Raw genomic sequence first — 24542 nt, 5'->3', positions numbered from 1 at the left:
GCGCCAAGCCTACCGAGTGCGGAGGACGTTTACCCGCGGTAACACTCGCCCGGCACGTGCCGGTCCCACGGACCCGGCGCTAGGCTCGTGGAATGGCACTCGAGCTCACGGACCTGGCCCCGGACACCCTCACCGTCGCGGCAGGACGTCCTCCCCGCGAGCACGACTCGCCCGTCAACGCACCGATCGTCCTCTCGACGACGTACCACGAGACGCGCGCACCGGAGGCGGGCGACCGCATCTACGCGCGCGGCTCCAACCCCACCTGGGACCCCTTCGAGGAGGCGCTGGGCGCACTCGAGGGGGCGGACCTCCCCGCCCTCGTCTTCGGCTCGGGTCTCGGGGCGGCCGCCGCCGCGCTGTCCCTCGTGCCCACCGGGGGAGCCGTCGTCATGCCCCGCCACGCCTACGCCGGCTCGATCAGCCTCGCCGCGGACCTCGCCGCGCAGGGCCGCTTCGAGCTGCACGCCGTCGACATCGCCGACACCGCGGCGGTCCTCGCGCTCCTCGACGCGCTCGCCGGGCGGTTCGACGCCGGCCAGGTCATGCTCTGGCTCGAGAGCCCCACGAACCCGATGCTCGAGGTCGCGGAGCTGTCCGTCCTGACGGACGCCGCCCACGCGACCGGCGCCGTCGTCGTCGCGGACAACACCTTCAACACGCCCATCGTCCACCGGCCGCTCGAAGCCGGCGTCGACGTCGTCCTCCACTCCGTCACCAAGTGGCTGGCCGGCCACTCCGACGTCGTCCTCGGTGCACTCGTCACCTCGGAGGCGGACCTGCGCGCGCGGCTCCTGGCGCACCGCACCCTGCACGGCGCCATCGCCGGGCCGTTCGAGGTCTGGCTCGCCCTGCGCGGACTGCGCACGCTCGCACTGCGGATGGAGCGGAGCCAGTCCACGGCCGCGTCGCTCGCGCACCGGCTCGCCGACCATCCCGCCGTGCGCCGTGTGCGCTACCCGGGGCTGCCGACGGACCCGGGCCACGAGCGCGCTGCCGCCCAGTTCAACGGCTTCGGCGGCATCGTCAGCATCGAGCTCGAGGACGTCGCCACGGCCGACGCCCTGGTCTCGGCGGTGCAACTCTGGCTGCCCGCGACCTCGCTCGGCGGCGTGGAGTCGCTGGTCGAACGGCGACGGCGCCAGCCCGCCGAACCGGTCACCGTCCCGGAATCGCTCGTGCGCCTGTCGGTCGGTATCGAGAACCCCGACGACCTGTGGGCGGACCTCGAGCAGGCGCTCCGCCGTGCAGCGGGCAGGCGGGACGGCGGTCTCTGATCCTGCAGGGCGCCGCGGGCACGCCGGGCGGCGTCCCGGTGCGTCTCGGAGCGCAGGCCAGCTAAGCTGACTGCGTGGCTCTCGTATACGGCATCCAGTACTACCTGTACCTCGCGCTCGGCCTCGTGGCGCTGGGGATCGAGGTGTGGGCCTTCTCCGACTGCATCCGGCGTCCCGGGACGTCCTTCGAGGCGGCGTTCAAGCGGACCAAGGGTTTCTGGCTCGCCCTCACCGGTGGTGCCGTGGTCGTCGGACTGCTGTCGGCCCTCGGCGGCCGCGGCGGCTTCAACCTCTTCCAGCTGGTCGCCATCGTCGCCGCCTGCGTCTACCTCGCGGATGTGAAGCCCGCCGTGAGCCAGACCTCCGGCCGCGGCGGGAACCAGGGACCGTACGGGCCCTGGTAGGCCTCCGCTAGCCGGGCGCGACCGCGCTCCAGGCCACGGTCACCTCACCCAGCCGCCAGCGTGACGCGTCGCCCAGCAGCGGCCACCCGTCGCCCTTCATCGCACGGCACGTCTCGACCCACCGCTGCCGGTTCCCGAACGATGCGAGCGCTGCGGCATCGAGCCAGGCCCTGTCCAGGGCGCGCAGGTAGCCGTGGACGCGTTCGCCCTCGACGTTCCGGTGGATCAGCGCCTTCGGGAGACGTTCCGCCACATCGGACGGGAGCGTGAAGGCACCGAACCGGAGCGAGATGCTCAGCGACACCGGTCCCTCCGGATCGAGAGCCGCCCACGTCGACCGGCGCCCGATCTCGTCGCACGTCCCGTCGACGAACAGCCCGCCCGGCGCCAGTCGGGAGCGCACCTCGTCCCAGTAGGCCGCGTACTCCTCCTCGCCGTACTGCCGCAGCACGTTGAAGGCACGCACGAGAACGGGCCGCCGCCCGTCGAGGGGCAGTTCGAACCCGCCCTGCCGGAAGGCCAGGCCCGGGCGGGCGAGGGGTGCCGCCGCCGCCACGCGTGCCGGATCGATCTCGATCCCGACCACCTCGACGTCGTCGCGTACGGCCCGCAGGCGCATGAACAGTTCGACGGCGGTGACCGGAGCCGCTCCGTACCCGAGGTCGACCACGAGCGGATCGACCGCACGGCGGAGGCGGTACGCCTCGGGGCCGGCGAGCCAGCGGTCCACGCGGCGCAGGCGGTTGGGGTTCGTGGTGCCGCGCGTGATGGTCCCGAGGGGCTTCGGGGAACGGGGACGCGGGGGCACTCATCAAGGGTAGGACACCCGCTTAACACTGGGCGGAACAGGCCGCCTCCGGCATGACCCGTGCAGCGCGATACGGCAGACTAGGACGCATGACCTACACACTGATCCTGCTGCGCCACGGGCAGAGCGAATGGAACGAGAAGAACCTCTTCACCGGCTGGGTGGACGTGGCCCTGACGGAGAAGGGCCGCGAGGAGGCCACCCGCGGCGGCCACCTGCTGACGGAGGCCGGCATCCTCCCCGACATCGTCTACACGTCCCGGCAGAAGCGTGCGATCATCACCGCGAATCTCGCGCTCGAGGCCGCCGACCGCAGCTGGATCGACGTCAAGCGCAACTGGCGCCTCAACGAGCGCCACTACGGCGCGCTGCAGGGCAAGGACAAGGCCCAGACCCTCGCGGAGTACGGCGAGCAGCAGTTCATGGAGTGGCGCCGGTCCTACGACACCCCGCCGCCGCCCCTCGACGACGCCAGCGAGTACTCGCAGGCGAACGACCCGCGCTACGCGGACCTCGGCGACGACGTCCCCCGCACGGAGTGCCTCAAGGACGTCCTCGAGCGCTTCCTGCCGTACTGGGAGTCCGACATCACGGTGGACATCCGGGCCGGCAGGACCGTCCTGATCGCCGCCCACGGCAACTCGCTGCGCGCCCTCGTGAAGCACCTCGACGGCATCAGCGACAAGGACATCGCCGCGCTGAACATCCCCACCGGGATCCCCCTCGTGTACGAGCTCGACGACGACCTCAAGCCCGTGAAGGCCGGTGGCACCTACCTCGACGCCGATGCCGCAGCCGCGGCCATCGAGGCCGTCGCGAACCAGGGCAAGCACTAGTCCCGACGCCCGGACAGGAACGACGGCGGTCCCTGCGGGGGCCGCCGTCGTTCTCGTCCTGTCCGGGCCTCCCGGCCCGGTGGATCAGCTCAGCGGTGCGCTGGGCTGCCACTCGCCCGTGACGAGGTAGGCGACCTTGCGGGCCACCGAGACGCCGTGGTCCGCGAAGCGCTCGTAGTAGCGGCTCGCGAGCGTGACGTCGACGGTCGTGGGCGCGCTCTCGTTCCAGTCCTCCGCGGCGACGGCCTTGAAGACGCTGGCGTGCAGCTCGTTCACGCGGGCGTTGGCGGCATTGATCTCGTTGCTTAGCTCGAGGTTGCGGGTCTCCAGGAGTTCGGTGACCTTGGCAGCGATCTGCACGTCCAGCTCGGCGAGCTCGTCGAACGTGGGCCGGATCCCCTCGGGGATGACGTTCGCGGGGAAGCGCAGCCGGGCGAGCTGCGCCACGTGGCGGGCGAGGTCGCCCATGCGCTCGAGCGATGCGCTCATCCGCAGGGCGCCGACGATCATGCGGAGGTCGGACGCCACCGGCCCCTGGAGTGCGAGGACGTCGATCGCACGCTCGTCGAGGGAGTTCTGGAGGAAGTCGATCCGCGCGTCCGCGGCGATGACCTCCTGCGCGAGCTCGGTATCGGCACCCTGGAAAGCGCTGTTGGCCTTCTGGATGGCCTCGGACACCAGCTGCGAGATCTCGATCAGCTCCTCGCCGATCTGGTGTAGCTCGGCCTGAAAAACCTTGCGCACGTGGGCTTCCTTCCCTGGAAGTTCGAATCGACCGTTGTCACAGTTCCGCCGACGACACTTCCAGCCAGCGGTGAACTGTTTCCCCGCTTCCGATGAACGTTAGTTGAACCCCTTATCTATTGCCACCGGATCGGCCGGGACCGCCGGGGACAGCGCATAAGCTATGTCCGTGGACCCCCTTCTCCTGACGCTCGTGGCCGGGCTGGTCGGCCTCGCCCTCGGCGTGAGCGGCATGGCGGCGTTCCGTGCGAGCGAGGCACAGCGGCTCCGGCTCCTCTACGAGGACGAACCCACGCTGCCCGACGGCGCCGCGGAGGTCCTCTCGATCATCGGACGCGCGTACGTCATCGTGGACGCGATCGACGGCGTGGTCCGCGCGAGCCCGGCCGCGTACGCGTTCGGCCTGGTCCGGGGACACACCATGGTCCACTCGGAGCTGCTGGACCTCACGGCGCGCGTGCGGCGCGACGGCGTGATCGAGCAGCAGCAGCTCGAGCTGCCCCGCGGGCCGCTGGGGCAGGGCACCATCGTGGTCCAGGTCCGCGTCGCCGCCCTCGGCGCCGAGTACATCCTGATCCTCGCGGACGACCGCACGGAGATCACGCGCAGCGAGGAGATCCGCAACGACTTCGTCGCGAACGTCTCGCACGAACTGAAGACGCCGGTGGGTGCCATCTCCCTCCTGGCCGAGGCCATCGACGAGGCCGCCGAGGACGAGATCGCCGTGCGGCGCTTCGCCCAGCGCATGCACAAGGAGTCCGGGCGCCTGTCCGCGCTGGTCCAGGACATCATCGAGCTCTCCCGGCTGCAGGGCGCCGACGTCGTGCGCCGCGGGAAGCCGGTGGACGTCAACTCGGTGATCGCGGAGGCCGTGGACCGCAACAAGCTGCCCGCCGAGAGCAAGCAGATCGACATCGTGGTCGGCGGCTCCGTGGCGACGCCGGTGTACGGCGACCGCGAACTGCTCATGACGGCCTTCCGCAACCTCATCGACAACGCCATCCGCTACTCGCCCGAGGGCACGAGGGTCGGCGTCGGGGTCCGGGCCAGGGACGGACTCGTCCAGGTGTCGGTCACGGACCAGGGCTCGGGCATCACGCCGGAGGAGCAGGAGCGCATCTTCGAACGGTTCTACCGGATCGACGCCGCACGGTCACGGCAGACGGGCGGCACGGGCCTGGGCCTCAGCATCGTCAAGCACGTCGTGTCCAACCACGGCGGTGAGGTGACCGTCTGGTCGCAGGCCGGCCAGGGCAGTACCTTCACGGTCCGCCTGCCGGAGATGGAGGGGACCCCCGACGACGCGGTCGGCGACGCGGTCCCGGGTGGAGCCGCCGCGGCGGCTGCGGACCGGGCCGCGCAGGGGCCGGACAGGACGTCAGGGAAGAAGGACAGCGCCGCTGTCCATGAGCAGGGAGTCAAGGCTTGAGCCGCATTCTGATCGTCGAGGACGAGGAGTCGTTCAGCGACCCGCTGTCCTACCTCCTCGGCAAGGAAGGCTTCGAGGTGTCCGTCGTGGACAACGGCCTCGACGCCGTGACCGAGTTCGACCGCACCGGTGCGGACCTCGTGCTGCTGGACCTCCAGCTGCCGGGGCTCTCCGGGACGGAGGTGTGCCGCCAGCTGCGCCAGCGCTCGAGCGTCCCGGTCATCATGCTCACGGCGAAGGACGCCGAGATCGACAAGGTGGTGGGCCTGGAGCTCGGCGCCGACGACTACGTGACCAAGCCGTACTCGTCGAGGGAACTGGTGGCGCGCGTCCGGGCGGTCCTGCGGCGCCAGGGCGAGCCCGAGGAGCTGATCCCGAACACCATCCAGGCCGGACCGGTCCGCATGGACATCGAGCGCCACGTGGTCAGCGTCGACGGCGAACAGGTGGCGCTTCCCCTGAAGGAGTTCGAGCTGCTCGAGATGCTGCTGCGGAACTCCGGCAGGGTCCTGACGCGCGGCCAGCTCATCGATCGCGTCTGGGGCTCCGACTACGTGGGGGACACCAAGACCCTCGACGTCCACGTCAAGCGGCTGCGCGGGAAGGTCGAACCCGACCCCTCGAACCCCCGCTACCTCATCACCGTGCGAGGGCTCGGCTACAAGTACGAGCCCTGAGCCGCGCGGGGCTCCCGTGGTCCGGCGGGGAGCCAGGACCGGGACGCCCCGGTGCTGCGGCACGGACACGAATGCCCGCCTCCGATCGATCGGAGGCGGGCATGCGTGTCTGCGGGAGTGGGCGGAGGGCCTACTCGCCCTCTTCGGCTTCCTCGGTGGCGGCGGGCTCGCTCGGCCTCGGCGTGTAGCCGCCGGGGACGAATTCACGGTACTCCTCCAGCGTCCCGTCGAGCACGGGAACCTCGAAGGTCGCCTCCTCGCCCTCGACATCGAAGTCGACGTCGACGAGGGACCCCGGGAGATCCTCGATGCCTTCGAGGGTGGCGTCGTCCGTGGTCTCGTCCTCGAACGTGAACTGGCCCTGGCCCTCGATCGTGACGCTGGTGGCGGCGCCGCCGGCCTGGATGGACAGGTCCACGGGATCATCGCTCGTGTTGAAGACGGTGCCCACGAGGCGGCCGGCGGTCTCGTCGTCGCGGCCGACGATCAGGATGTTGCGCAGCAGAACCGGGCCGAGATCCTTCACGATGCCGTCCGACGCGGCGTACGGATCGGCCGTCGACTGGTCCGCGGTGAAGCTGCAGCCGGAGACGCCCAGCATCAGCAGCACGGCGCCGGCAGCAACGGCCTGCTGCGCTCGGTTCTTCGGTGCACAATTCACAGCACAAACTCCTGGGGGTTCAACAGGTGGGACAGGGACGTAATCCGGTGCGGACCTATCCAACAGACTATCGGCAACGGGCTCGAACCGTGGTGTCCGTTTCGTCGCACCCGCGCGTGGAGGATCACCAAAAGCACGTCCCGTCAAGAGGCGAATCATAGCCAAATGGGCTTGTTCCGGCGGCCTGACCTGCGAAAACGCGGGGTCGGGCGTGTCGTTGCCGTGATAAACTGACTGGCGGGAAAGGGGAAAGTCCACATGGTTTTTGAGGTCGGCGAAACAGTTGTTTACCCTCACCACGGCGCAGCGAAGATCGAAGAGATCAAGATGCGCGTCATCAAGGGCGAAGAGAAGATGTATCTCAAGCTCAAGGTGGCACAGGGTGATCTGACGATAGAAGTACCAGCAGAGAACGTTGACCTCGTAGGGGTTCGCGACGTGGTGGGCAAGGAAGGGCTCGAGCATGTGTTCGACGTCCTGCGGGCCGAATTCACGGAAGAGCCCACCAACTGGTCGCGCCGCTATAAGGCGAACCTCGAGAAGCTCGCGTCGGGCGACGTGATCAAGGTGGCAGAGGTCGTCCGCGACCTCTGGCGCCGCGACCACGACCGTGGGCTCTCGGCCGGGGAGAAGAGGATGCTCGCGAAAGCGCGCCAGATCCTGATCTCCGAACTCGCACTCGCGGAGAAGACCGACGAAGAGAAGGCGGCAAGCGTTCTCGACGAGGTCCTCGCCTCCTAGGAGTCGGACCGCACGGGAAGAGGGACCTTCGGGTCCCTCTTTTTTGTTGCTCTGTCATAGGGTGACGGAGTGTCCGAGAACAACGTGCCTCCTGCCGCCGATGCCCCGACGGGCGTCATCGTGGTGGCCGCCGGTTCGGGTCAGCGCCTCGGGCAGGGCATCCCGAAGGCCCGCGTCCTCTGCGGTGGCCGCACCCTCCTGCAGCACTCCCTGGAAGCGGTCGTGGCGTCGGGGGTCGCAGCGGTCGTCGTGGCGGTCCTGCCCGCCGGCGACACCGTGCTGTCCGACGTCGTCGCGCGCGCACAGCAGGCCTCCGGGGACTCCGGGCCGCGCATCTCGGCCGTGACCGGCGGCGCCACGCGGTCCGCGTCCGTGCGCGCAGGGCTCGAGGCCCTGCCGCCGTCGGTCGGCGTCGTCCTGGTCCATGACGCGGCCCGTGCCCTGACCCCGCCCGCGGTCTTCCAGCGGGTCGCCGCAGCTGTCCGATCCGGCGCACCGGCGGTGATCCCGGTGCTGCCCGTCGTGGACACGGTGAAGACTGTGGAGGGCGACGTCGTCACCGCGACTCCGGATCGCGCCACCCTGCGCGCCGTGCAGACCCCGCAGGGCTTCGCCGCCGACCGCCTGCGCGCTGCGCATGCCGGTCCCTCTGCGGGTGACCCCGGGGTCACCGACGACGCCATGCTGATGGAGGCGGGGGGCACCACGGTGCGCGTCGTCGACGGCGACGCCCTCGCCTTCAAGGTCACCACGCCCCTCGACCTCGTGGTCGCGGAGGCGGCGCTCGCGCAGCACACCGCGGCGCGGCCGGTGGCCGACCCCTGACGCACTCCCAGCCCCGCCCCACCGACCCAGCACAGGAGCGCACATGTACCTGAGTGAGCACGACCGTCTTCCCCGGACCGGGATCGGCGTCGACGTCCACGCCTTCGCCTCCGACGACGCCCCGCTCTGGCTCGCCGGCCTGCTCTGGGAGGGGGAACGGGGGCTGTCGGGTCATTCCGACGGCGACGCCGTCGCCCACGCGGCAGCCGACGCGCTGTTCTCCGCGGCGGGCGTGGGGGACCTCGGCACCCACTTCGGCACGGATCGCCCGGAGTACGCAGGCGCCTCCGGACATGCCCTGCTGTCCGCCGCCGCGGGAATCGTGAGGGAGGCGGGCTTCGACATCGGCAACATCGCGGTGCAGCTCATCGGCAACCGGCCCAAGTTCTCCCCCCGACGCGCAGAGGCGGAGGCGGCGCTGTCGGATGCCGCGCAGGCACCGGTCAGCATCTCGGCCACCACCACCGACGGCCTGGGCCTGACCGGCAGGGGAGAGGGCATCGCTGCCATCGCGACCGCCGTCGTCGTACGTTCCGCACACCGCCCGACGCCGGCGGGACCGGCAGCCTGACCGCCGCCGCCGGGTAATCTGGACCGGTGAGCCTGCGATTCTATGACACCGCCCGCGCCGAGGTGCGCCCCTTCGAGCCCCTCGAACCGGGCCGGGCGAGTCTCTACTACTGCGGGGCCACCGTCCAGGGCCTGCCCCACGTGGGCCACGTGCGGTCAGCGATCGCCTTCGACCAGCTCACGCGCTGGCTGGAGGCGCGCGGACTGCGGGTCACCGTCGTGCGGAACGTGACGGACATCGACGACAAGATCCTCGCCAAGTCCGAGGACTCGTTCCGCGAGGGGGCCGCGGAGCAGGACCCCTCGGTGGTGCCCGAGGAGCCGTGGTGGGCGCTCGCGTACCGGTTCGAGCAGGAATTCCACCGCGCCTACGCGGCCCTCGGCGTCCGACCGCCCACGTACGAGCCGCGCGCCACCGGACACATCCCGGAGATGCACGCACTCATCCAGCTCCTGATCGAGCGCGGTCATGCCTATCCGGCGCCGGACGGGTCGGGCGACGTCTACTTCGACGTCCGCTCCTGGCCCGCCTACGGCAGCCTGACGCGCCAGGACATCGACGACATGCAGGCCGCGCCCGACGCCGATCCGCGCGGCAAGAAGGATCCGCGCGACTTCGCGCTCTGGAAGGGTTCCAAGGACACCGATCCCGCGACCGCGTCGTGGACCAGTCCCTGGGGTACCGGCCGGCCGGGGTGGCACCTCGAATGCTCGAGCATGGTCACGAAGTACCTCGGGACGGAGTTCGACATCCACGGCGGCGGCCTGGACCTGCGCTTCCCCCACCACGAGAACGAGATGGCCCAGTCGCAGGCGGCCGGGCACGCCTTCGCCCGCTTCTGGATGCACAACGGGATGGTGACGTACGGCGGCGAGAAGATGTCGAAGTCGATCGGCAACACCGTCAGCCCCCGGGAGATGATCGAGGCGGCGGGTCCCCGCGTGGTCCGCTACTACCTCGGGCAGGCCCACTACCGCTCGGTCCTCGACTACCGCGCGACCTCGCTGCAGGAGGCGGCGTCCGCGGTGGCGCGGATCGACGGCTTCATCGCCAAGGCGTCCGCCCGCGTCGGCGCACCGGCGCGCGGACCCGTCAGCGCGGGAAGCCTGCCGCCGGAGTTCGCCGCCGCGATGGACGACGACCTCAACGTGCCCCAGGCCCTCGCGGTCCTCCACACCACCGTGCGCAGTGGCAACACCGCCCTGGCCGCCGGGGACGACGCCGCCACCCGGACCGGCCTCGCCGCCGTCGTCGCCATGACCGCGGTCCTCGGGCTCGACGACGCCGCGGACCCCGCCGCGCCGACCGTGGCGGGGGCGGGGGCGGGGGCGTCGAGGGCCCTCGACGCCCTGGTCCAGGACCGCATCGCCGACCGTGCGGATGCACGGAGTGCACGGGACTGGGCGCGGGCGGACGCCATCCGGGACGCACTGGCGGCCGCGGGGATCACCCTCGAGGACTCGGCGGACGGCGTCACCTGGTCCCTCTCGGGGGACTGACGGCGGGGCGTCCGACGCCGTCCCGTCCAGGGGCGGATCACGTCCGGATCGCGTCCGGATCGCGTCCGGATCGCGGATGCCGGGGCACTGCACCGGCTCCGCGTAAACTGGAGGGGATTCTTCTTCTATATAAAGGTGTTCTCTCCATGGCCAGTCACGGACGTCCAGGCGCGGTTCGCAAAACGAAAAAGGGCCCCACCATCGGCACCGGCGGCCACGGACGCAAATCGCTCGAGGGCAAGGGACCCACTCCCAAGGCGGAGGACCGCCCGTACCACAAGGCGTACAAGAACAAGGAGCTCTCGGAGCGTTCCGCGGCCAAGCGCGCCGGCGGGAAGAACGCCGGCACGGGCCGCACCAAGGGCAAGGCCGCCGAGGAGGTCGTGACCGGCCGCAACTCGGTGGTGGAGGCCCTCCGCGCGGGCATCCCTGCGAAGGCGCTGCACGTCGCGATCCGCATCGAGATGGACGACCGCGTGCGGGAGTCGCTGAAGATGGCGGCCGAGCGCGGCATCCCGGTCATGGAGACGGGCAAGCCCGAACTCGACCGCATGACGGACGGCGCGGTGCACCAGGGCCTCATGCTGCAGGTCCCGCCCTACGAGTACGCCGATGCCCTGGACCTCGTGGACGAGACGATCGAGCGGTACAGGCGCGGCCACATCGGGAACGCCCCGCTGTTCGTGGCCCTCGACGGCATCACCGATCCCCGCAACCTCGGGGCCATCATCCGCTCGGCATCCGCCTTCAGCAGCCATGGCGTCATCGTGCCGGAGCGGCGTTCCGTCGGTGTAACGGCGTCGGCCTGGAAGACCAGCGCCGGTGCCGCCGTCCGGGTCCCCGTCGCGCGCGTCGGCAACCTGAACTCGGCCCTGAAGTCCTTCAAGGACAAGGGCATCTTCGTCCTCGGGCTCGACGGCGACGGCGACGTCTCGCTGCCCGAGCTGTCCCTGGGCCGCGACCCCATCTGCATCGTCGTCGGCTCCGAGGGCAAGGGCCTGTCTCGGCTCGTCCGCGAGAACTGCGACCAGATCGTCTCCATCCCGATCGACTCCGCCATGGAGTCGCTCAACGCGTCGATGGCGGTGGGGATCACGCTGTACGAGGTGTCCCGCCAGCGTTCGGCCTGACCCGGGCATGGTCAACCCCGCACCGCTGACGCGCGCCTCCCGCGAGTTCCCGCTCGGGCTCCACTCCGTCAAGGGGGCATGGAGCCAGGACGGGCACGCGAATGCCGCGGTGTGGGCGCCCGGCATCGCCTCCATGGACGTGCACTGGTGCCGCGCCGACGGCACCTGGACGTCCGAGACGCTCGTGGGGCTCGACGGCGGCGTCCACCACGGTGTGGTGGGACCGGTGGCGCCGGGGGCGCTCTACGCCTTCTGGCCCACCGGCGAGGACCTTCCCGGAGCTCCCGGGACGGCCCAGCTGCTGCTCGATCCCTACGCACGCGCGGTCGAGCCGATCGGACCCGCCGCCGGGACCGATGAGCCGCCGTCGCGCTCCTACTACTCGGTCTTCCTCGAGCACACGTTCGACTGGGGGACGAGTGAGCACCCGCGCACGCCCTGGCGCGACAGCGTCATCTACGAAGCGCATGTGAAGGGTCTCACGAAGGCCCACCCCGGGATCCCCGAGGAGCTGCGGGGCACCTACGCCGGACTGGCGCACCCGGTGATGACCGGATACCTCCGCGATCTCGGGGTGACCGCGGTCGAGCTGCTGCCGATCCACTTCTCCATCGACGAGCCGCACCTCGAGCCGCTCGGCCTGGGCAACTACTGGGGCTACAACACGCTCGGATTCTTCTCGGCGCACTCCGCCTATGCCACAGCGGCCGCGCGCGAGGCGGGACCGGACGCGGTGCTCGACGAATTCAAGGGCATGGTCCGCGCCCTGCACGAGGCCGGGCTCGAGGTCCTCCTCGACGTCGTCTACAACCACACGGCCGAGGGTGAGCAGCACCGCCCGGCCCTGTGCTGGCGCGGGCTCGGGGATCGGGACTACTACCGGCACGACGACGCCCGGCGGTACGTCGACACGACCGGGTGCGGCAACAGCCTGGACTTCTCGCAGCCCCGGGTCGTGGAGTTCGCGCTCGACTCGCTGCGCTACTGGGTCGAGGAATGCCACGTGGACGGCTTCCGCTTCGACCTCGCCGTCACCCTCGCCCGCGACGAGAACAACACGTTCACGCCGCGCCACCCCTTCCTGGTCGCGGCCGGCGCCTCGAAGGCCCTGCGCGGCACGAAGCTCATCACCGAGCCGTGGGACCTCGGGCCGGACGGCTGGCAGACCGGGAGGTTCCCGGTGGGCTGGGCGGACTGGAACGACGGCTTCCGGGACACCGTCCGCGACTTCTGGCTGCGGGACGTCGCGTCCATCGCGGCCGGTGGCACGGGGTCCTCGCCGGCACGCCTGGCCGGCCGGCTCGCCGGGTCGGCCGATACCTTCGCCGGATCCGGCCGGAGCCCGCTGGCGTCGGTCAACATGGTCACGGCCCACGACGGCTTCACGCTGGCCGACCTCACGGCGTACGAGCGCAAGCACAACGAGGCCAACGGCGAAGGCAACCGCGACGGGTCCAACGACAACCGCAGCTACAACCACGGGGCCGAGGGCCGCACGGAGGACGAGGGCATCCTCGCAGCCCGTGAGAAGAGCGCCCGCAATGTGATGGCCTCGCTGCTGATCTCGCTCGGCGTCCCGATGATCACCGCCGGGGACGAACGGGGCCGGACGCAGCGCGGCAACAACAACGCGTACTGCCAGGACAACGACCTCGCGTGGGTGCAGTGGTCGGACGACGCCGCGTCCCGGGACATGCTGGCCGCCACGCGCACGCTGCTGTCCATCCGACGCGACTTCCTGGCCGCGCAGCCCGCCACCTTCCCGTCACGGAGCGACCAGTCCACCCTCCTGTGGTTCAACGCCGCGGGCCTGCCGATGACGGCGCAGGAGTGGAACGACCCGGCCACCCGGACCGTCCAGCTCCTGCTGGGCTCCACGGGCGGGAGGATCAACGGCCTCGTGGTGATCAACGGTTCGCTCCGCGAGACGCGCATCCATCTGCCGTCGGCCTGGATCCTGCAGGGGCAGGGCGTGACCGGCGAACAGCCGCGCTCCTTCACGCAGACCTTCGACTCCGCGGCGAGGGGTGCGCCGACCGACGCCGGCCGGCTGCTCTCGGGCGAGGCCGACACCGTCGCCGCCGACTCGGTGCGGATCTACCGCTGCTGAGTCCGTCCGGCCCACGCCGGGAACGACGAAGCCCGGGACCGTCCGGTCCCGGGCTGCGTCGCGTCCGGAGGGGCGCGTCGTCGATCAGGCGTTGACGACGAGTCCGAGCTCGGCCTTCGTGGCGAGGGTCGAGTGCTTCGGGAGCACGCGCACGGTGTAGCCGAAGGACCCCGAGTGGTCGATCCGGATACTGCCCGTGAAGAGGTAGCGCCCGCTGCCGAGGTTCTCGGCGACGGTGAGGTCGTCGACGGCCACGTCGCTCAGCTCGTCGCTCTCAAGTGCGCGGCCGTAGGCCACCTCGACGGCCACGTCGTCCGGGTCGAGCCCGCCGAGTGCCACGTAGGCGTTCACGGTCAGGGAATCACCGATCTGCGGGTCCTCGGACACGCCGGTCGAGTCCACGTGCTCCACCTGCACGGCGGGCCAGCTGCCCTGGACGCGTGAGCGCCAGGCCGCGGTCCGCTTGGCGAGGGCGAAGGAGTCCGACGCCGCCGCCTGGCCCGAGCGCCAGGCGGGACGGTAGAGCTTCTCCACGTAGTCCTGCAGCATGCGGTCGGCCGACACGGCGGGGCCGAGCGTCGCCATGGTGTGCTTGATCATCGCGATCCACTGGTGCGGCACGCCGTCGCGGGAGGGCTCCGACGGACCGGCGGCGCCGGCCCCCTCGGCGGGGACCAGCGAGTAGAAGCGCGGGCCCACCTGCGTCTCGAGGAGGTCGTACAGTGCTGCCGCCTCGATGTCGTCGCGCTCGTCCGCGGAGGCACCGTTGTTCGCGGTCGGGATCGCCCAGCCGTTGTCGCCGTCGTACATCTCGTCCCACCAGCCGTCCAGGACGGACAGGTTGAGCCCGCCGTTGATGGCCGCCTTCATGCCGGAGGTGCCACAGGCCTCGAGCGGGCGCAGCGGGTTGTTCAGCCAGACGTCGCAGCCCGGGAAGAGCGTGAGCGCCATCGCGATGTCGTAGTTGGGCAGGAAGACGATGCGGTGGCGTACCTCGGGATCGTCCGTGAAGCGGACGAGGTCCTGGATCATGCGCTTGCCCTGCTCGTCGGCGGGGTGCGACTTGCCGGCGATCACCAGCTGGATCGGGTGCTTCGGATGCAGGAGCAGCGCCTTCAGGCGGGCGGGGTCGCGCAGCATGAGCGTGAGCCGCTTGTAGGTCGGCACGCGGCGGGCGAAGCCGATGGTGAGGACGTCCGGGTCCAGCACCGAGTCCGTCCAGGTCAGCTCGGCGTCCGCGGCGCCGCGCTTCTTCCAGGAGGCACGGAGCCGGCGGCGGACATCGTCCACGAGATTGGAGCGGAGGCTGCGGCGCAGGGCCCAGATGTCCGTGTCGGGCACGTCGTAGACCTTGCTCCACTGCGCGTCGAGCACCGACTCGGCGCCGAAGTGGGACAGCGCGAAGTCCGCGATCTGCGGGTCGACCCAGCTCGGGACGTGGACACCGTTCGTGACGGAGGTGATGGGCACCTCGCGTGCGTCGAATCCCGGCCAGAGACCCGAGAACATGCCCCGCGAGACCTCGCCGTGCAGCTTCGCGACACCGTTGGCCCGCTGCGCCAGGCGCAGGCCCATGACCGCCATGTTGAACTTCGTCGGATCGCCGTCCGCGTAGTTCTCGGCGCCGAGGGCCAGGACGCGGTCCGTCGGGACGGCCGGCGCGAGGCCCGCGTGGAAGAAGTGCTCGATCTGGGCGCGGTCGAAGCGGTCGATGCCCGCAGGAACCGGGGTGTGGGTGGTGAACACGGTCGACGCGCGGCCGGCCGTCAGGGCCTCCTCCCAGCTCATCGGGGACTCGTTGGACGGGTCCATCAGCTCACGGATGCGTTCGATGCCGAGGAAGCCCGCGTGGCCCTCATTCGTGTGGAACACCTCGGGCGCCGGGATCCCGGTCAGCCGCTGGAAGATGCGCAGCGCCTTGACGCCGCCCATCCCGAGGAGCAGTTCCTGCTGCAGGCGCTGGTCCCCGCCGCCGCCGTAGAGGCGGTCGGTGACGTTGCGCGCTGCGTCGTCGTTCTCCGAGACGTTGGAGTCGAGCAGCAGGAGGGGGACGCGTCCGACGTCGGCACGCCAGATGTGCGCGGACAGCTGCCGGCCGTTGGGCAGGGGGAGCACGACCTTCGCCGCCGAGCCGTCCTCCTCACGGAGCAGGGTGAGAGGGAGGCCATCGGGGTCGAGGACGGGATAGGTCTCCTGCTGCCAGGCGTCCCGGGAGAGCGACTGCTTGAAGTAGCCGGCCTGGTACAGCAGGCCGACGCCCACCAGGGGCACGCCGAGGTCCGACGCGGACTTGAGGTGGTCGCCGGCCAGGATGCCGAGGCCGCCGGAGTACTGGGGGAGGACGGCGCTGATGCCGTACTCGGGGGAGAAGTAGGCGATGCTGCGGGGCGCGTCGTCACCGAGGCCCTGGTACCAGCGCGGTTCCGTGAGGTAGCTCTCGAGATCGGCGCCGAGCTCCTGGATACGCCGCACCAGCTTCTCGTCGCCTGCGAGCTGCTGGAGCTGCTCGCGCGTGACCGACCCGAGGAAGGACACCGGATCGTGGCCGCTCTCCTCCCACGCCACCGGGTCGATCTCCTCGAAGAGACGCGAGGTCGGCAGGTGCCACGACCACCGCAGATTACCCGCGAGTTTGCCGAGCGGCGCGATGCTCTCGGGGAGGACGGTTCGGACGGTAAATCTGCGGATTGCCTTCACCCCGGTTACGCTAGCGCACTTGCCCAGCGCTGGGGAGGGCTTCCCGCGCAAACGCTTGCGTTCTCCGAAGTACGCCCCGATGTTACGCAAAGCTCCCTTAGCATTTCGGCCCATTACTCGCTAACGTCGTACGGGTGACGACTCCTACCGAGCAGAATCGAAATGCCCCGTACCCCGAAGGACTGCGTTTCGGCCGCATCCCCATCACCGCCGTGACCCCTGTCATCGAGGATGGACGCTTCCCCGCCAAGGCGATCCCCGGCTCGGACATCGCCGTCGGTGCGACCGTGTTCAGGGAGGGCCACGACCAGCTCGGCGTATCGGCCGTGCTCTACGACCCCCGCGGCAAGGAGGTGCAGCGCGTCCGCATGACGCCGGTGGGGTCCGGACTCGACCGGTGGGCCGGCACCCTGACGCCGCGCGCCAAGGGCCCGCACACATTCACCATCGAGGGATGGTCGGACCTCTTCGGGACGTGGGAGCACGACGCGACCATCAAGATCGCGGCAGGGGTCGACGTCGAGCTCATGCTCGCCGAAGGCGCCGCGCTGTTCACACGGGCAGCCGAGGAGCGCACCGCGCGGGACGCGACCCTCTTCCGTCGCGCCGCCGCGACCCTCGCCGACACCTCGCAGAGCGTTGAGGCACGTCTCGCCGCCGGTCTGTCGGCGCAGATCCACGAGGCGATCGCACGCCAGCCGATCCGCTCGCTCGTCACCGCCTCCCCGGCGTACCCCATCAACGTCGAGCGCGAACTGGCCGGACGTGCCGCCTGGTACGAGTTCTTCCCGCGGTCCGAGGGCGCGACCTACGACCCGGAGACGGCGCAGTGGACCTCCGGTACGTTCCGTGAGGCGACGAAGCGCCTCGACGCCATCGCGGCGATGAACTTCGACGTCGTGTACCTTCCCCCGATCCACCCCATCGGGCGGACCCACCGGAAGGGACCGAACAACACGCTGACCGCCGGGCCCAACGATCCCGGATCACCGTGGGCCATCGGGTCCGAGGCCGGGGGCCACGACGCGATCCATCCCGACCTCGGGACGTTCGACGATTTCGACGCGTTCGTGGCGCGGGCACGGGAGCTGGACCTCGAGGTCGCACTCGACCTCGCACTGCAGGCAGCGCCCGACCATCCCTGGGTCACGAGCCACCCCGAGTGGTTCACCACGCGGGTGGACGGGTCGATCGCCTACGCCGAGAACCCGCCGAAGAAGTACCAGGACATCTACCCCATCAACTTCGACAACGATCCCACGGGCCTCGCGAAGGAGATCCTGCGGATCGTCCTCATGTGGATCCAGCACGGCGTGAAGATCTTCCGGGTCGACAACCCGCACACCAAGCCCGTGCAGTTCTGGGAATGGCTGATCGCCCGGGTCAACAGGAAGCACCCCGACGTCATCTTCCTGGCGGAGGCCTTCACGCGTCCGCCCATGATGCACGCCCTCGGTCGTGCCGGTTTCCAGCAGTCGTACTCCTATTTCACCTGGCGCAACACGAAGACGGAGCTCGAGGAGTACTTCACCGAGATCAGCAAGGTCTCGCCGTCCTACTTCCGGCCCAACTTCTTCGTGAACACCCCGGACATCCTCACGGAGTACCTCCAGTACGGGGGCCCGGCCGCCTTCAAGATCCGGGCCGTGCTCGCGTCCATGGCCAGCCCGCTGTGGGGCGTCTACTCCGGCTACGAGCTGTTCGAGCACGTCGCCCGCCCGGGCGCCGAGGAATACATCGACAACGAGAAGTTCCAGTACCGCCCCCGGGACTACGCCGCGGCCGAGGCCGAGGGGCGCTCGCTGGCGCCGTTCATCACCCGGCTGAACGCCATCCGCCGCTCGCACCCCGCGCTCGGCGACCTCGAGAACCTCAGCATCCACGGCAGCAGCGATCCCGCGACCGTGGTCTTCGCCAAGCACAAGCAGACGGCGGAGGGCAAGGACACGATCATCGTCGTCGTGAACATCGACCCGCACAGCACGAGGGAGAGCACGGTGTCGCTCGACCTCGCGCGGTTGGGTCTCGATGCCGCGGACTTCGACGAGAACGGCACGTTCCTCGTGGACGACCTCATCACGGGACAGACCTTCACCTGGGGCGAGCACAACTACGTGCGGCTCGACGCCCACGTGGAGCCCGCCCACATTCTCTCGATCAGGAGGCAGCGCTAGTGCCCAACCCTTTCCAGCTCAACGCACCTGGACTGGCCCACGACCCCCACTGGTACCGCAAGGCGGTCTTCTACGAGGTCCTGGTCCGCGGATTCGCCGATGCGAACGGGGACGGCTCCGGTGACCTCTCGGGTTTGATCGACAAGCTGGACTACCTCCAGTGGCTCGGCGTGGACTGCCTGTGGCTGCCGCCCTTCTTCAAGTCCCCGCTCCGCGACGGCGGCTACGACATCTCGGACTACTACGACGTCCTCGACGAGTTCGGGTCCCTGGGCGACTTCAAGCGGCTCGTCGCCGAGGCTCACGCCCGCGGCGTGCGGGTCATCATCGACCTGCCCGTGAACCACACCTCGGACCAGCACCACTGGTTCCAGGAGTCCCGCAGGGATCCCGAGGGCCCGTACGGCGACTTCTACGTCTGGAGCGACACCGACGAGAAGTACCAGGACGCGCGCATCATCTTCGTGGACACCGAGGAATCGAACTGGACGTTCGACCCCGTGCGCCGGCAGTTCTTCTGGCACCGGTTCTTCAGCCACCAGCCCGACCTCAACTTCGAGAACCCCAAGGTGCAGGAGGCGATCTTCGACGTCGTGAAGTTCTGGCTCGACCAGGGCATCGACGGCTTCCGCGCGGATGCCATCCCCTACCTGTTCGAGGAGGAGGGCACCAACTGCGAGAACCTGCCGAAGACGCACGAGTTCCTCAAGCGGCTCCGCGCGATGGTGGACGAGAACTACCCGGGCCGCGTCATCATCGCCGAGGCGAACCAGATGCCGGACGAGGTCGTCGAGTACTTCGGCGACGAGGACGGCCCCGAGTGCCACATGTCCTTCCACTTCCCGATCATGCCGCGGCTCTTCTACGCGCTGCGTGACCAGAAGTCGGCACCCATCATCGAGACGATGAAGGAGACCCCGGCCATCCCGGCCGGCGCGCAGTGGGGCACGTTCCTGCGCAACCACGACGAGCTCACGCTCGAGATGGTCACCAACGAGGAGCGCGAGGCGATGCTCGGCTGGTACGCGCCGGATCCCCGGATGCGGGCCAACGTCGGTATCCGGCGGCGCCTGTCGCCGCTGCTCGACAACTCGCGCGCGGAGGTGGAACTGATCCACGCCCTGCTGCTGTCCCTGCCGGGCAGCCCGTTCCTCTACTACGGGGACGAGATCGGGATGGGCGACAACATCTGGCTGGAGGACCGTGACGCGTCGCGGACCCCCATGCAGTGGAACCCGGACCGCAACGCCGGCTTCTCCCCGGTGGACCCCGGGAAGCTCTACCTCCCGGTCGTCCAGTCCCTCGTCTACCACTACAACCACGTGAACGTCGAAGCGCAGATGGCGACGTCCAGTTCGCTGCTGCACTGGGTCCGCCAGATGCTGGCCGTCCGCAAGGCCCACCCGGCGTTCGGGCTCGGCACCTACCGCAACGTCCCCGTCGAGTCGGAGCACGTCCTGGCGTTCCTCCGCGAGGTCGATGCCGACAACGCCGAGGGCGAGCCCGAGGAGTCGGTGCTGTGCGTCTTCAACCTGTCGCAGCACCCGGTGGCGGCGCGGATGCGCCTGCCCGAGTTCGGCGGCCGCGGCCTCCGGGACCTGTTCGGCGGTTCGATCTTCCCGGTGTTCGCGGAGGACGGCGAGATGACCCTGACGCTCGGCAGCCACGACTTCTTCTGGCTGCGCGTGCGCTCCGCCAGTTCGAACACGTCATCGCCGCACACGCAGGCGATGCCCGTCATCCCCGTCCCGGAGGCGATCCGATAATGGCGACCCACACCCCCTTCATCCCGGAGATCCTCACCGAATGGCTTCCGTCCCAGCGGTGGTTCCCCGCGAAGGGACGCGAGGTCGCTCTGACGGTCGTCGGCGGGACGGTCCTGGAGGACCCTGCCGGCGCTGCAGGCTTCGAGGTGCACTTCCTGGCCGTCGAGTCCGGACGGCGCACCGACGTCGTCAGCGTGCCGATCAGCTACCGCAGCGAACCGCTCGACGACGTCGCCGGGCTGATCGGGCAGGTCGAGCACCCCGGGCTCGGGACACGCTGGGCGTACGACGCCACCCACGACGCCGATTTCGTGCGCCTCTGGGTGGACTTCATGCTGTCCGAGTCCGGTACCCCTGACGGGCGGCTGACCGGCGTCGTGGTCAAGAAGCCGGAACACCAGGAATCCGGCTCGGCCCAGCCCGTCAAGGTGCTGCAGGGCGAGCAGTCGAACACCTCGGTGGTCTACGGCTCCGGTCCCGGCTCCATGATCGTGAAGTTCTTCCGTGTGCTGGCGGCCGGCGACAGCCCCGACGTGCAGATCAGCGCCGGCCTCACCGCCGGCGGGTCCACCGACACCCCCGACACGTTCGGGTGGGTCACGGGCACCTGGCAGGAAGCCCATGCGGGTCCCGGCCACCACGTGAGCGGGCACGTCAGCGTCCTGCGCGATTTCGTCGAGGGCAGCACCGACGCCTGGCGCACGGCTTCCCTCGCCGCCTCGACCGCCGCCGACTTCACCGCTGAGGCGCGCGGCCTCGGCCGGGCCGTCGCACGGATCCACCGGCAACTGGACGGCGCCTTCGGAAGCCGCACGGCGACCGCGGAGGAGGAAAAGGACTTCAAGGAAGCCCTCGCGCAGCGGATCCGGTGGGCCTGGGAGGAAGCAGGCGACGCTGTCGGCCCCCTGGGCGCCGAGGTGGACCGCATCGTGCGGGACATCGAGGTCCTCGAGGACATCCCGCCCCTCCAGCGCATCCATGCCGACCTCCACCTCGGCCAGGTCCTCCAGGCTCCGGACGGCACCTGGCTCGTCATCGACTTCGAGGGTGAGCCGCTGCGGCCCACCGCCGAGCGCAGCGTCCCGGACGTCCCGGTCCGCGACGTCGTCGGGATGGTCCGCTCGCTGGAGTACGCTGCCGCCTCGCGGGGAGCAGCGCCGGTCGGTTCGCCCGAGGCCGCCGTGACCGAGCAATGGTCCGACGCCGCGCGGAAGGCCTTCCTCGACGGGTACGCGGAGGAGTCCGGCGCCCCCGTCGACACCTCGGGTCCGCTGTTCCGGGCGCTCTGGCTCGACAAGGCCCTGTACGAAGTCGTCTACGAGATCCGCAACAGACCGGACTGGGTGGAAATGCCTGTCCGGGATGTCCGACGCGCACTGGGGGCACACCCCGGAGCGGACGCTACGAAAGCAGCTGACATGAATTCTCCGAAGAACCCCGACGAGGGCCCGGCCGAGGAGTCGCTCGCGGCCAAGGCCGCGAAGGCCGCCAAGACCGTCACGGGCACGGCGAAGGCCGTGGCCGAGACCGCGAAGACTGCGACGGCCGGCCTGAAGGACAAGGTGCGGGAGACCGTGGGGGACACGGCGCCGGATGCGGCCGCCCCGCCCTCCGCCAACCTGACTCCCGCCTCCGTCGATCCCTCCGTGCTGCAGCAGGTCTCGGAGGGCGTCTACCACCAGCCTCACGCGGTGCTGGGTGCACACCTCGACAGCGACGACGTCGTCACCGTGCGGACATTGCGCCGCCTGGCGCAGTCCGTCGTCGTGGTCACGGGTACCGGCCGTACGGAGCTCCAGCACGAGCACAACGGCATCTGGGTCGGTGCCCTGGCGGCCGAGAATCCCGGGCACGTACCCGACTACCGGCTGGAGGTCACCTACGACGGCGGACCGACGATCGTCGACGACCCCTACCGGTTCCTGCCGACACTCGGTGAGATCGACATGCACCTGATCGGCGAGGGCCGGCACGAGACCCTGTGGACCGCCCTCGGCGCCCATGTCCGCCACTACTCCTCCGTGCTCGGCGAGATCGAGGGCGTGTCCTTCGCGGTGTGGGCGCCCAACGCGCGCGCGGTCCGCGTCATGGGCGACTTCAACGGCTGGGACGGCAGCGTCAACGCCATGCGGGCGCTCGGCAGTTCGGGCATCTGGGAGATCTTCATCCCCGGCGCCGGTGCCGGCACCTGCTACAAGTTCGAGATCCTCGGCAGCGACGGGCAGTGGCGCGAGAAGGCGGACCCGATGGCGCGCGGAACCGAGATCCCGCCGCTCACCGGATCGAAGGTCGTCGAGTCGACCTACGTCTTCGGCGACGACGAGTGGATGCAGGCCCGTGCGGCGAACGACCCCCACAACGGCCCGATGAGCGTCTACGAGGTGCACCTCGGATCCTGGCGCCAGGGCCTGAGCTACCGCGAACTGGCGGAGCAGCTGGTGGAGTACGTGACCTGGCAGGGCTTCACGCACGTCGAGCTCATGCCCGTGGCCGAGCACCCGTTCGGCGGGTCGTGGGGCTACCAGGTGACGTCCTACTTCGCGCCGACGTCACGCTTCGGTTCACCGGACGACTTCAAGTACCTGATCGACGCGCTCCACCAGGCCGGCATCGGCGTCATCATGGACTGGGTCCCGGCCCACTTCCCGAAGGACGCGTGGGCGCTGGCGAAGTTCGACGGCGGCACCCTGTACGAGCACGGCGACCCGTTCCTCGGAGAGCACCAGGACTGGGGCACGCTGATCTTCGACTTCGGCCGTCGCGAGGTGCGCAACTTCCTGGTGGCGAACGCGCTGTACTGGCTCGAGGAGTTCCACATCGACGGGTTGCGCGTGGACGCCGTCGCCTCGATGCTCTACCTGGACTACTCGCGTGAGGAGGGACAGTGGCGCCCGAACAGGTTCGGTGGGCGCGAGAACCTCGAGGCCATTTCCTTCCTGCAGGAGGTCAACGCGACCGCCTACAAGCGGGCGCCGGGCATCGTCATGGTCGCCGAGGAGTCGACCGCGTTCGACGGCGTGACCAGGCCCACCAGCTCCGGTGGTCTCGGGTTCGGCATCAAGTGGAACATGGGCTGGATGCACGACACCCTTCAGTACATCTCCGAGGACCCGATCAACCGGGTGCACCACCACGGCAAGGCGACGTTCTCGATGGTGTACGCCTACACCGAGAATTTCATGCTGCCCATCAGCCACGACGAGGTCGTGCACGGCAAGGGATCGCTCCTGCGCAAGATGCCCGGTGATCGCTGGCAGCAGCTCGCCAACGTCCGTGCCTATCTCGCCTTCCAGTGGGCGCATCCGGGCAAGCAGCTGATCTTCATGGGTTCCGAGTTCGCTCAGGAGGCCGAGTGGGCCGAGCACCACAGCCTCGACTGGTGGCTCACGGAGACCCCTTCCCACAAGGGGGTGCAGGAACTCGTCCGTTCGCTCAATACGATCTACCGGGACACCCCGGCCCTCTATGCGCGGGACAATGAGCCGGCCGGCTTCCAGTGGATCGACGAGAACGACGGCGAGCACAACACGCTGTCCTTCATCCGCTGGGACCACCAGGGCAACCCGCTCGTCTGCATCGCCAACTTCGCCGGGGGACCCCACGAGGGCTTCCGGGTCGGACTGCCGTGGGCGGGGGAGTGGACGGAGGTCCTCAACACGGACTACGAGGAGTTCGGCGGCTCGGGTGTCGGCAACAGTGGCTCCATCACTGCGCAGGAGGGTGCGCACAACGGGCAGCCGGCGTTCGGCGACGTCCGAGTACCGCCTCTCGGCGTGCTGTACCTGAAGCCGGCCGCATCCTGATGATCGCCGCCTGACCGCAGCCTCCGACAGCAGCGGCGGACCCCCTTCCCGAAGGAGATCCGCCGCTGTTGGCATTCCGGGCGAACCGGTGCTATCGTTTATATCCGCGCTGATGAAGTCATCTGGTCGGCCGACAACCACAGAATCGAAGCTCTCCTCTCGTCCGTATGGATGGGAACGGGAGCGGAGGACATGGGAACCGGCCGATTTGGACAAACGGAGTCAGAGCGGGTAAGCTTGGAAAGTTGCTTCGGAGCGAGGACATGGCGGTTTGGTCGTGTTTGGTGCCGGTAGCTCCTGTTGTTTGAGAACTCAATAGTGTGCCAAGTTTGTTGATACCGATTGTTTTTTGATTGGTTGAATTTGCTGGTTGCCGCACCCCGTGTGGTG

18 protein-coding genes are annotated in these 24542 nt (G+C 69.6%); 14 read left to right on the top strand and 4 right to left on the bottom strand.

Annotated elements, in window-relative coordinates:
* Positions 1-92 precede the first annotated feature (92 nt).
* Complete coding sequence (locus tag AC0Z9V_RS12310; RefSeq protein ID WP_133080422.1) at positions 93-1277, top strand: PLP-dependent transferase; 1185 nt, start codon at positions 93-95, stop codon at positions 1275-1277.
* Positions 1278-1351: 74 nt separating this feature from the next.
* Entirely contained in the window at positions 1352-1681 is a 330-nt protein-coding gene (locus AC0Z9V_RS12305; RefSeq protein WP_133080423.1) for a DUF2516 family protein, read from the top strand.
* A 7-nt stretch (positions 1682-1688) separates the two neighbouring features.
* On the opposite strand, the gene AC0Z9V_RS12300 is transcribed toward AC0Z9V_RS12305, so the two are convergent.
* On the bottom strand, positions 1689-2489 hold the full coding sequence (locus AC0Z9V_RS12300; RefSeq protein ID WP_133080424.1) for a class I SAM-dependent methyltransferase: 801 nt from the start codon (positions 2487-2489) through the stop codon (positions 1689-1691).
* 89 nt (positions 2490-2578) lie between these two features.
* On the opposite strand from AC0Z9V_RS12300, the gene AC0Z9V_RS12295 reads away from it, so the two are divergent.
* Positions 2579-3325 carry a phosphoglyceromutase gene (locus AC0Z9V_RS12295; RefSeq protein ID WP_133080425.1) on the top strand — a complete coding sequence of 249 codons (747 nt, stop codon included), beginning with the start codon at positions 2579-2581 and terminating at the stop codon, positions 3323-3325.
* Between the two features lie 84 nt (positions 3326-3409).
* On the opposite strand, the gene phoU is transcribed toward AC0Z9V_RS12295, so the two are convergent.
* Positions 3410-4069, bottom strand: coding sequence for a phosphate signaling complex protein PhoU (gene phoU / locus AC0Z9V_RS12290; RefSeq protein ID WP_133080426.1), 660 nt, complete (start codon positions 4067-4069; stop codon positions 3410-3412).
* A 169-nt stretch (positions 4070-4238) separates the two neighbouring features.
* Here phoU and AC0Z9V_RS12285 point away from each other — a divergent pair, with 169 nt between their 5' ends.
* Together AC0Z9V_RS12285 and AC0Z9V_RS12280 are read left to right on the top strand one after the other, a co-directional pair.
* Positions 4239-5498: a sensor histidine kinase gene (locus tag AC0Z9V_RS12285; RefSeq protein WP_485141695.1), complete on the top strand. Its 1260-nt coding sequence runs from the start codon at positions 4239-4241 to the stop codon at positions 5496-5498.
* The gene (locus AC0Z9V_RS12280; protein WP_133080428.1) at positions 5495-6175 is read left to right on the top strand and encodes a response regulator transcription factor; all 681 of its coding nucleotides are present in this window, start codon (positions 5495-5497) and stop codon (positions 6173-6175) included. Before AC0Z9V_RS12285 ends, AC0Z9V_RS12280 begins: the two co-directional genes overlap by 4 nt.
* Positions 6176-6305: 130 nt before the next feature.
* Here AC0Z9V_RS12280 and AC0Z9V_RS12275 read toward each other — a convergent pair whose 3' ends face one another.
* A complete protein-coding gene (locus tag AC0Z9V_RS12275; protein WP_133080429.1) occupies positions 6306-6836 on the bottom strand; it encodes a hypothetical protein in 531 nt (176 codons plus the stop codon).
* Positions 6837-7094: 258 nt separating this feature from the next.
* On the opposite strand from AC0Z9V_RS12275, the gene AC0Z9V_RS12270 reads away from it, so the two are divergent.
* The 6 genes from AC0Z9V_RS12270 (at position 7095) to glgX (ending at position 13712) form a co-directional block, all read left to right on the top strand.
* Complete coding sequence (locus AC0Z9V_RS12270; RefSeq protein ID WP_028280415.1) at positions 7095-7577, top strand: CarD family transcriptional regulator; 483 nt, start codon at positions 7095-7097, stop codon at positions 7575-7577.
* 69 nt (positions 7578-7646) lie between these two features.
* A complete protein-coding gene (ispD, locus tag AC0Z9V_RS12265; RefSeq protein WP_485141694.1) occupies positions 7647-8402 on the top strand; it encodes a 2-C-methyl-D-erythritol 4-phosphate cytidylyltransferase in 756 nt (251 codons plus the stop codon).
* 43 nt (positions 8403-8445) lie between these two features.
* Positions 8446-8973 (top strand): 2-C-methyl-D-erythritol 2,4-cyclodiphosphate synthase, encoded by a 528-nt coding sequence (gene ispF, locus AC0Z9V_RS12260; protein WP_133080430.1) that lies wholly within the window; start codon positions 8446-8448, stop codon positions 8971-8973.
* 26 nt (positions 8974-8999) lie between these two features.
* Positions 9000-10472 carry a cysteine--tRNA ligase gene (gene cysS, locus AC0Z9V_RS12255; RefSeq protein WP_485141693.1) on the top strand — a complete coding sequence of 491 codons (1473 nt, stop codon included), beginning with the start codon at positions 9000-9002 and terminating at the stop codon, positions 10470-10472.
* A 146-nt stretch (positions 10473-10618) separates the two neighbouring features.
* Positions 10619-11602, top strand: a complete 984-nt coding sequence (gene rlmB, locus AC0Z9V_RS12250; protein WP_133080432.1) for a 23S rRNA (guanosine(2251)-2'-O)-methyltransferase RlmB — start codon at positions 10619-10621, stop codon at positions 11600-11602.
* Between the two features lie 7 nt (positions 11603-11609).
* Positions 11610-13712 carry a glycogen debranching protein GlgX gene (gene glgX, locus AC0Z9V_RS12245; RefSeq protein ID WP_485141692.1) on the top strand — a complete coding sequence of 701 codons (2103 nt, stop codon included), beginning with the start codon at positions 11610-11612 and terminating at the stop codon, positions 13710-13712.
* 84 nt (positions 13713-13796) lie between these two features.
* Here glgX and glgP read toward each other — a convergent pair whose 3' ends face one another.
* A complete protein-coding gene (gene glgP, locus AC0Z9V_RS12240) occupies positions 13797-16409 on the bottom strand; it encodes an alpha-glucan family phosphorylase (RefSeq protein WP_485141691.1) in 2613 nt (870 codons plus the stop codon).
* Between the two features lie 134 nt (positions 16410-16543).
* Here glgP and AC0Z9V_RS12235 point away from each other — a divergent pair, with 134 nt between their 5' ends.
* Genes AC0Z9V_RS12235 through glgB form a run of 3 tightly spaced genes read left to right on the top strand, consistent with a single transcriptional unit; the run spans position 16544 to position 24152 of the window.
* On the top strand, positions 16544-18583 hold the full coding sequence (locus tag AC0Z9V_RS12235; protein ID WP_485141690.1) for an alpha-1,4-glucan--maltose-1-phosphate maltosyltransferase: 2040 nt from the start codon (positions 16544-16546) through the stop codon (positions 18581-18583).
* Positions 18583-20349 carry a maltose alpha-D-glucosyltransferase gene (gene treS, locus AC0Z9V_RS12230; protein WP_485141689.1) on the top strand — a complete coding sequence of 589 codons (1767 nt, stop codon included), beginning with the start codon at positions 18583-18585 and terminating at the stop codon, positions 20347-20349. Before AC0Z9V_RS12235 ends, treS begins: the two co-directional genes overlap by 1 nt.
* Positions 20349-24152: a 1,4-alpha-glucan branching protein GlgB gene (glgB, locus tag AC0Z9V_RS12225; RefSeq protein ID WP_485141688.1), complete on the top strand. Its 3804-nt coding sequence runs from the start codon at positions 20349-20351 to the stop codon at positions 24150-24152. Before treS ends, glgB begins: the two co-directional genes overlap by 1 nt.
* Positions 24153-24542: the final 390 nt, after the last annotated feature.

This window comes from Arthrobacter sp. UYP4, from assembly GCF_057291175.1.
Note: the sequence above shows the minus strand (reverse complement) of the source record. Positions and strands in the feature narration are given on the sequence as shown.

What these genes read in the sequence shown, in the direction of transcription:
- rlmB (WP_133080432.1), top strand. Translation starts at nt 10,619, where the DNA reads ATGGCCAGTCACGGACGTCCAGGCGCGGTTCGCAAAACGAAAAAGGGC.
- AC0Z9V_RS12270 (WP_028280415.1), top strand. Translation starts at nt 7,095, where the DNA reads ATGGTTTTTGAGGTCGGCGAAACAGTTGTTTACCCTCACCACGGCGCA.
- ispF (WP_133080430.1), top strand. Translation starts at nt 8,446, where the DNA reads ATGTACCTGAGTGAGCACGACCGTCTTCCCCGGACCGGGATCGGCGTC.
- glgX (WP_485141692.1), top strand. Translation starts at nt 11,610, where the DNA reads ATGGTCAACCCCGCACCGCTGACGCGCGCCTCCCGCGAGTTCCCGCTC.
- glgB (WP_485141688.1), top strand. Translation starts at nt 20,349, where the DNA reads ATGGCGACCCACACCCCCTTCATCCCGGAGATCCTCACCGAATGGCTT.
- AC0Z9V_RS12295 (WP_133080425.1), top strand. Translation starts at nt 2,579, where the DNA reads ATGACCTACACACTGATCCTGCTGCGCCACGGGCAGAGCGAATGGAAC.
- AC0Z9V_RS12310 (WP_133080422.1), top strand. Translation starts at nt 93, where the DNA reads ATGGCACTCGAGCTCACGGACCTGGCCCCGGACACCCTCACCGTCGCG.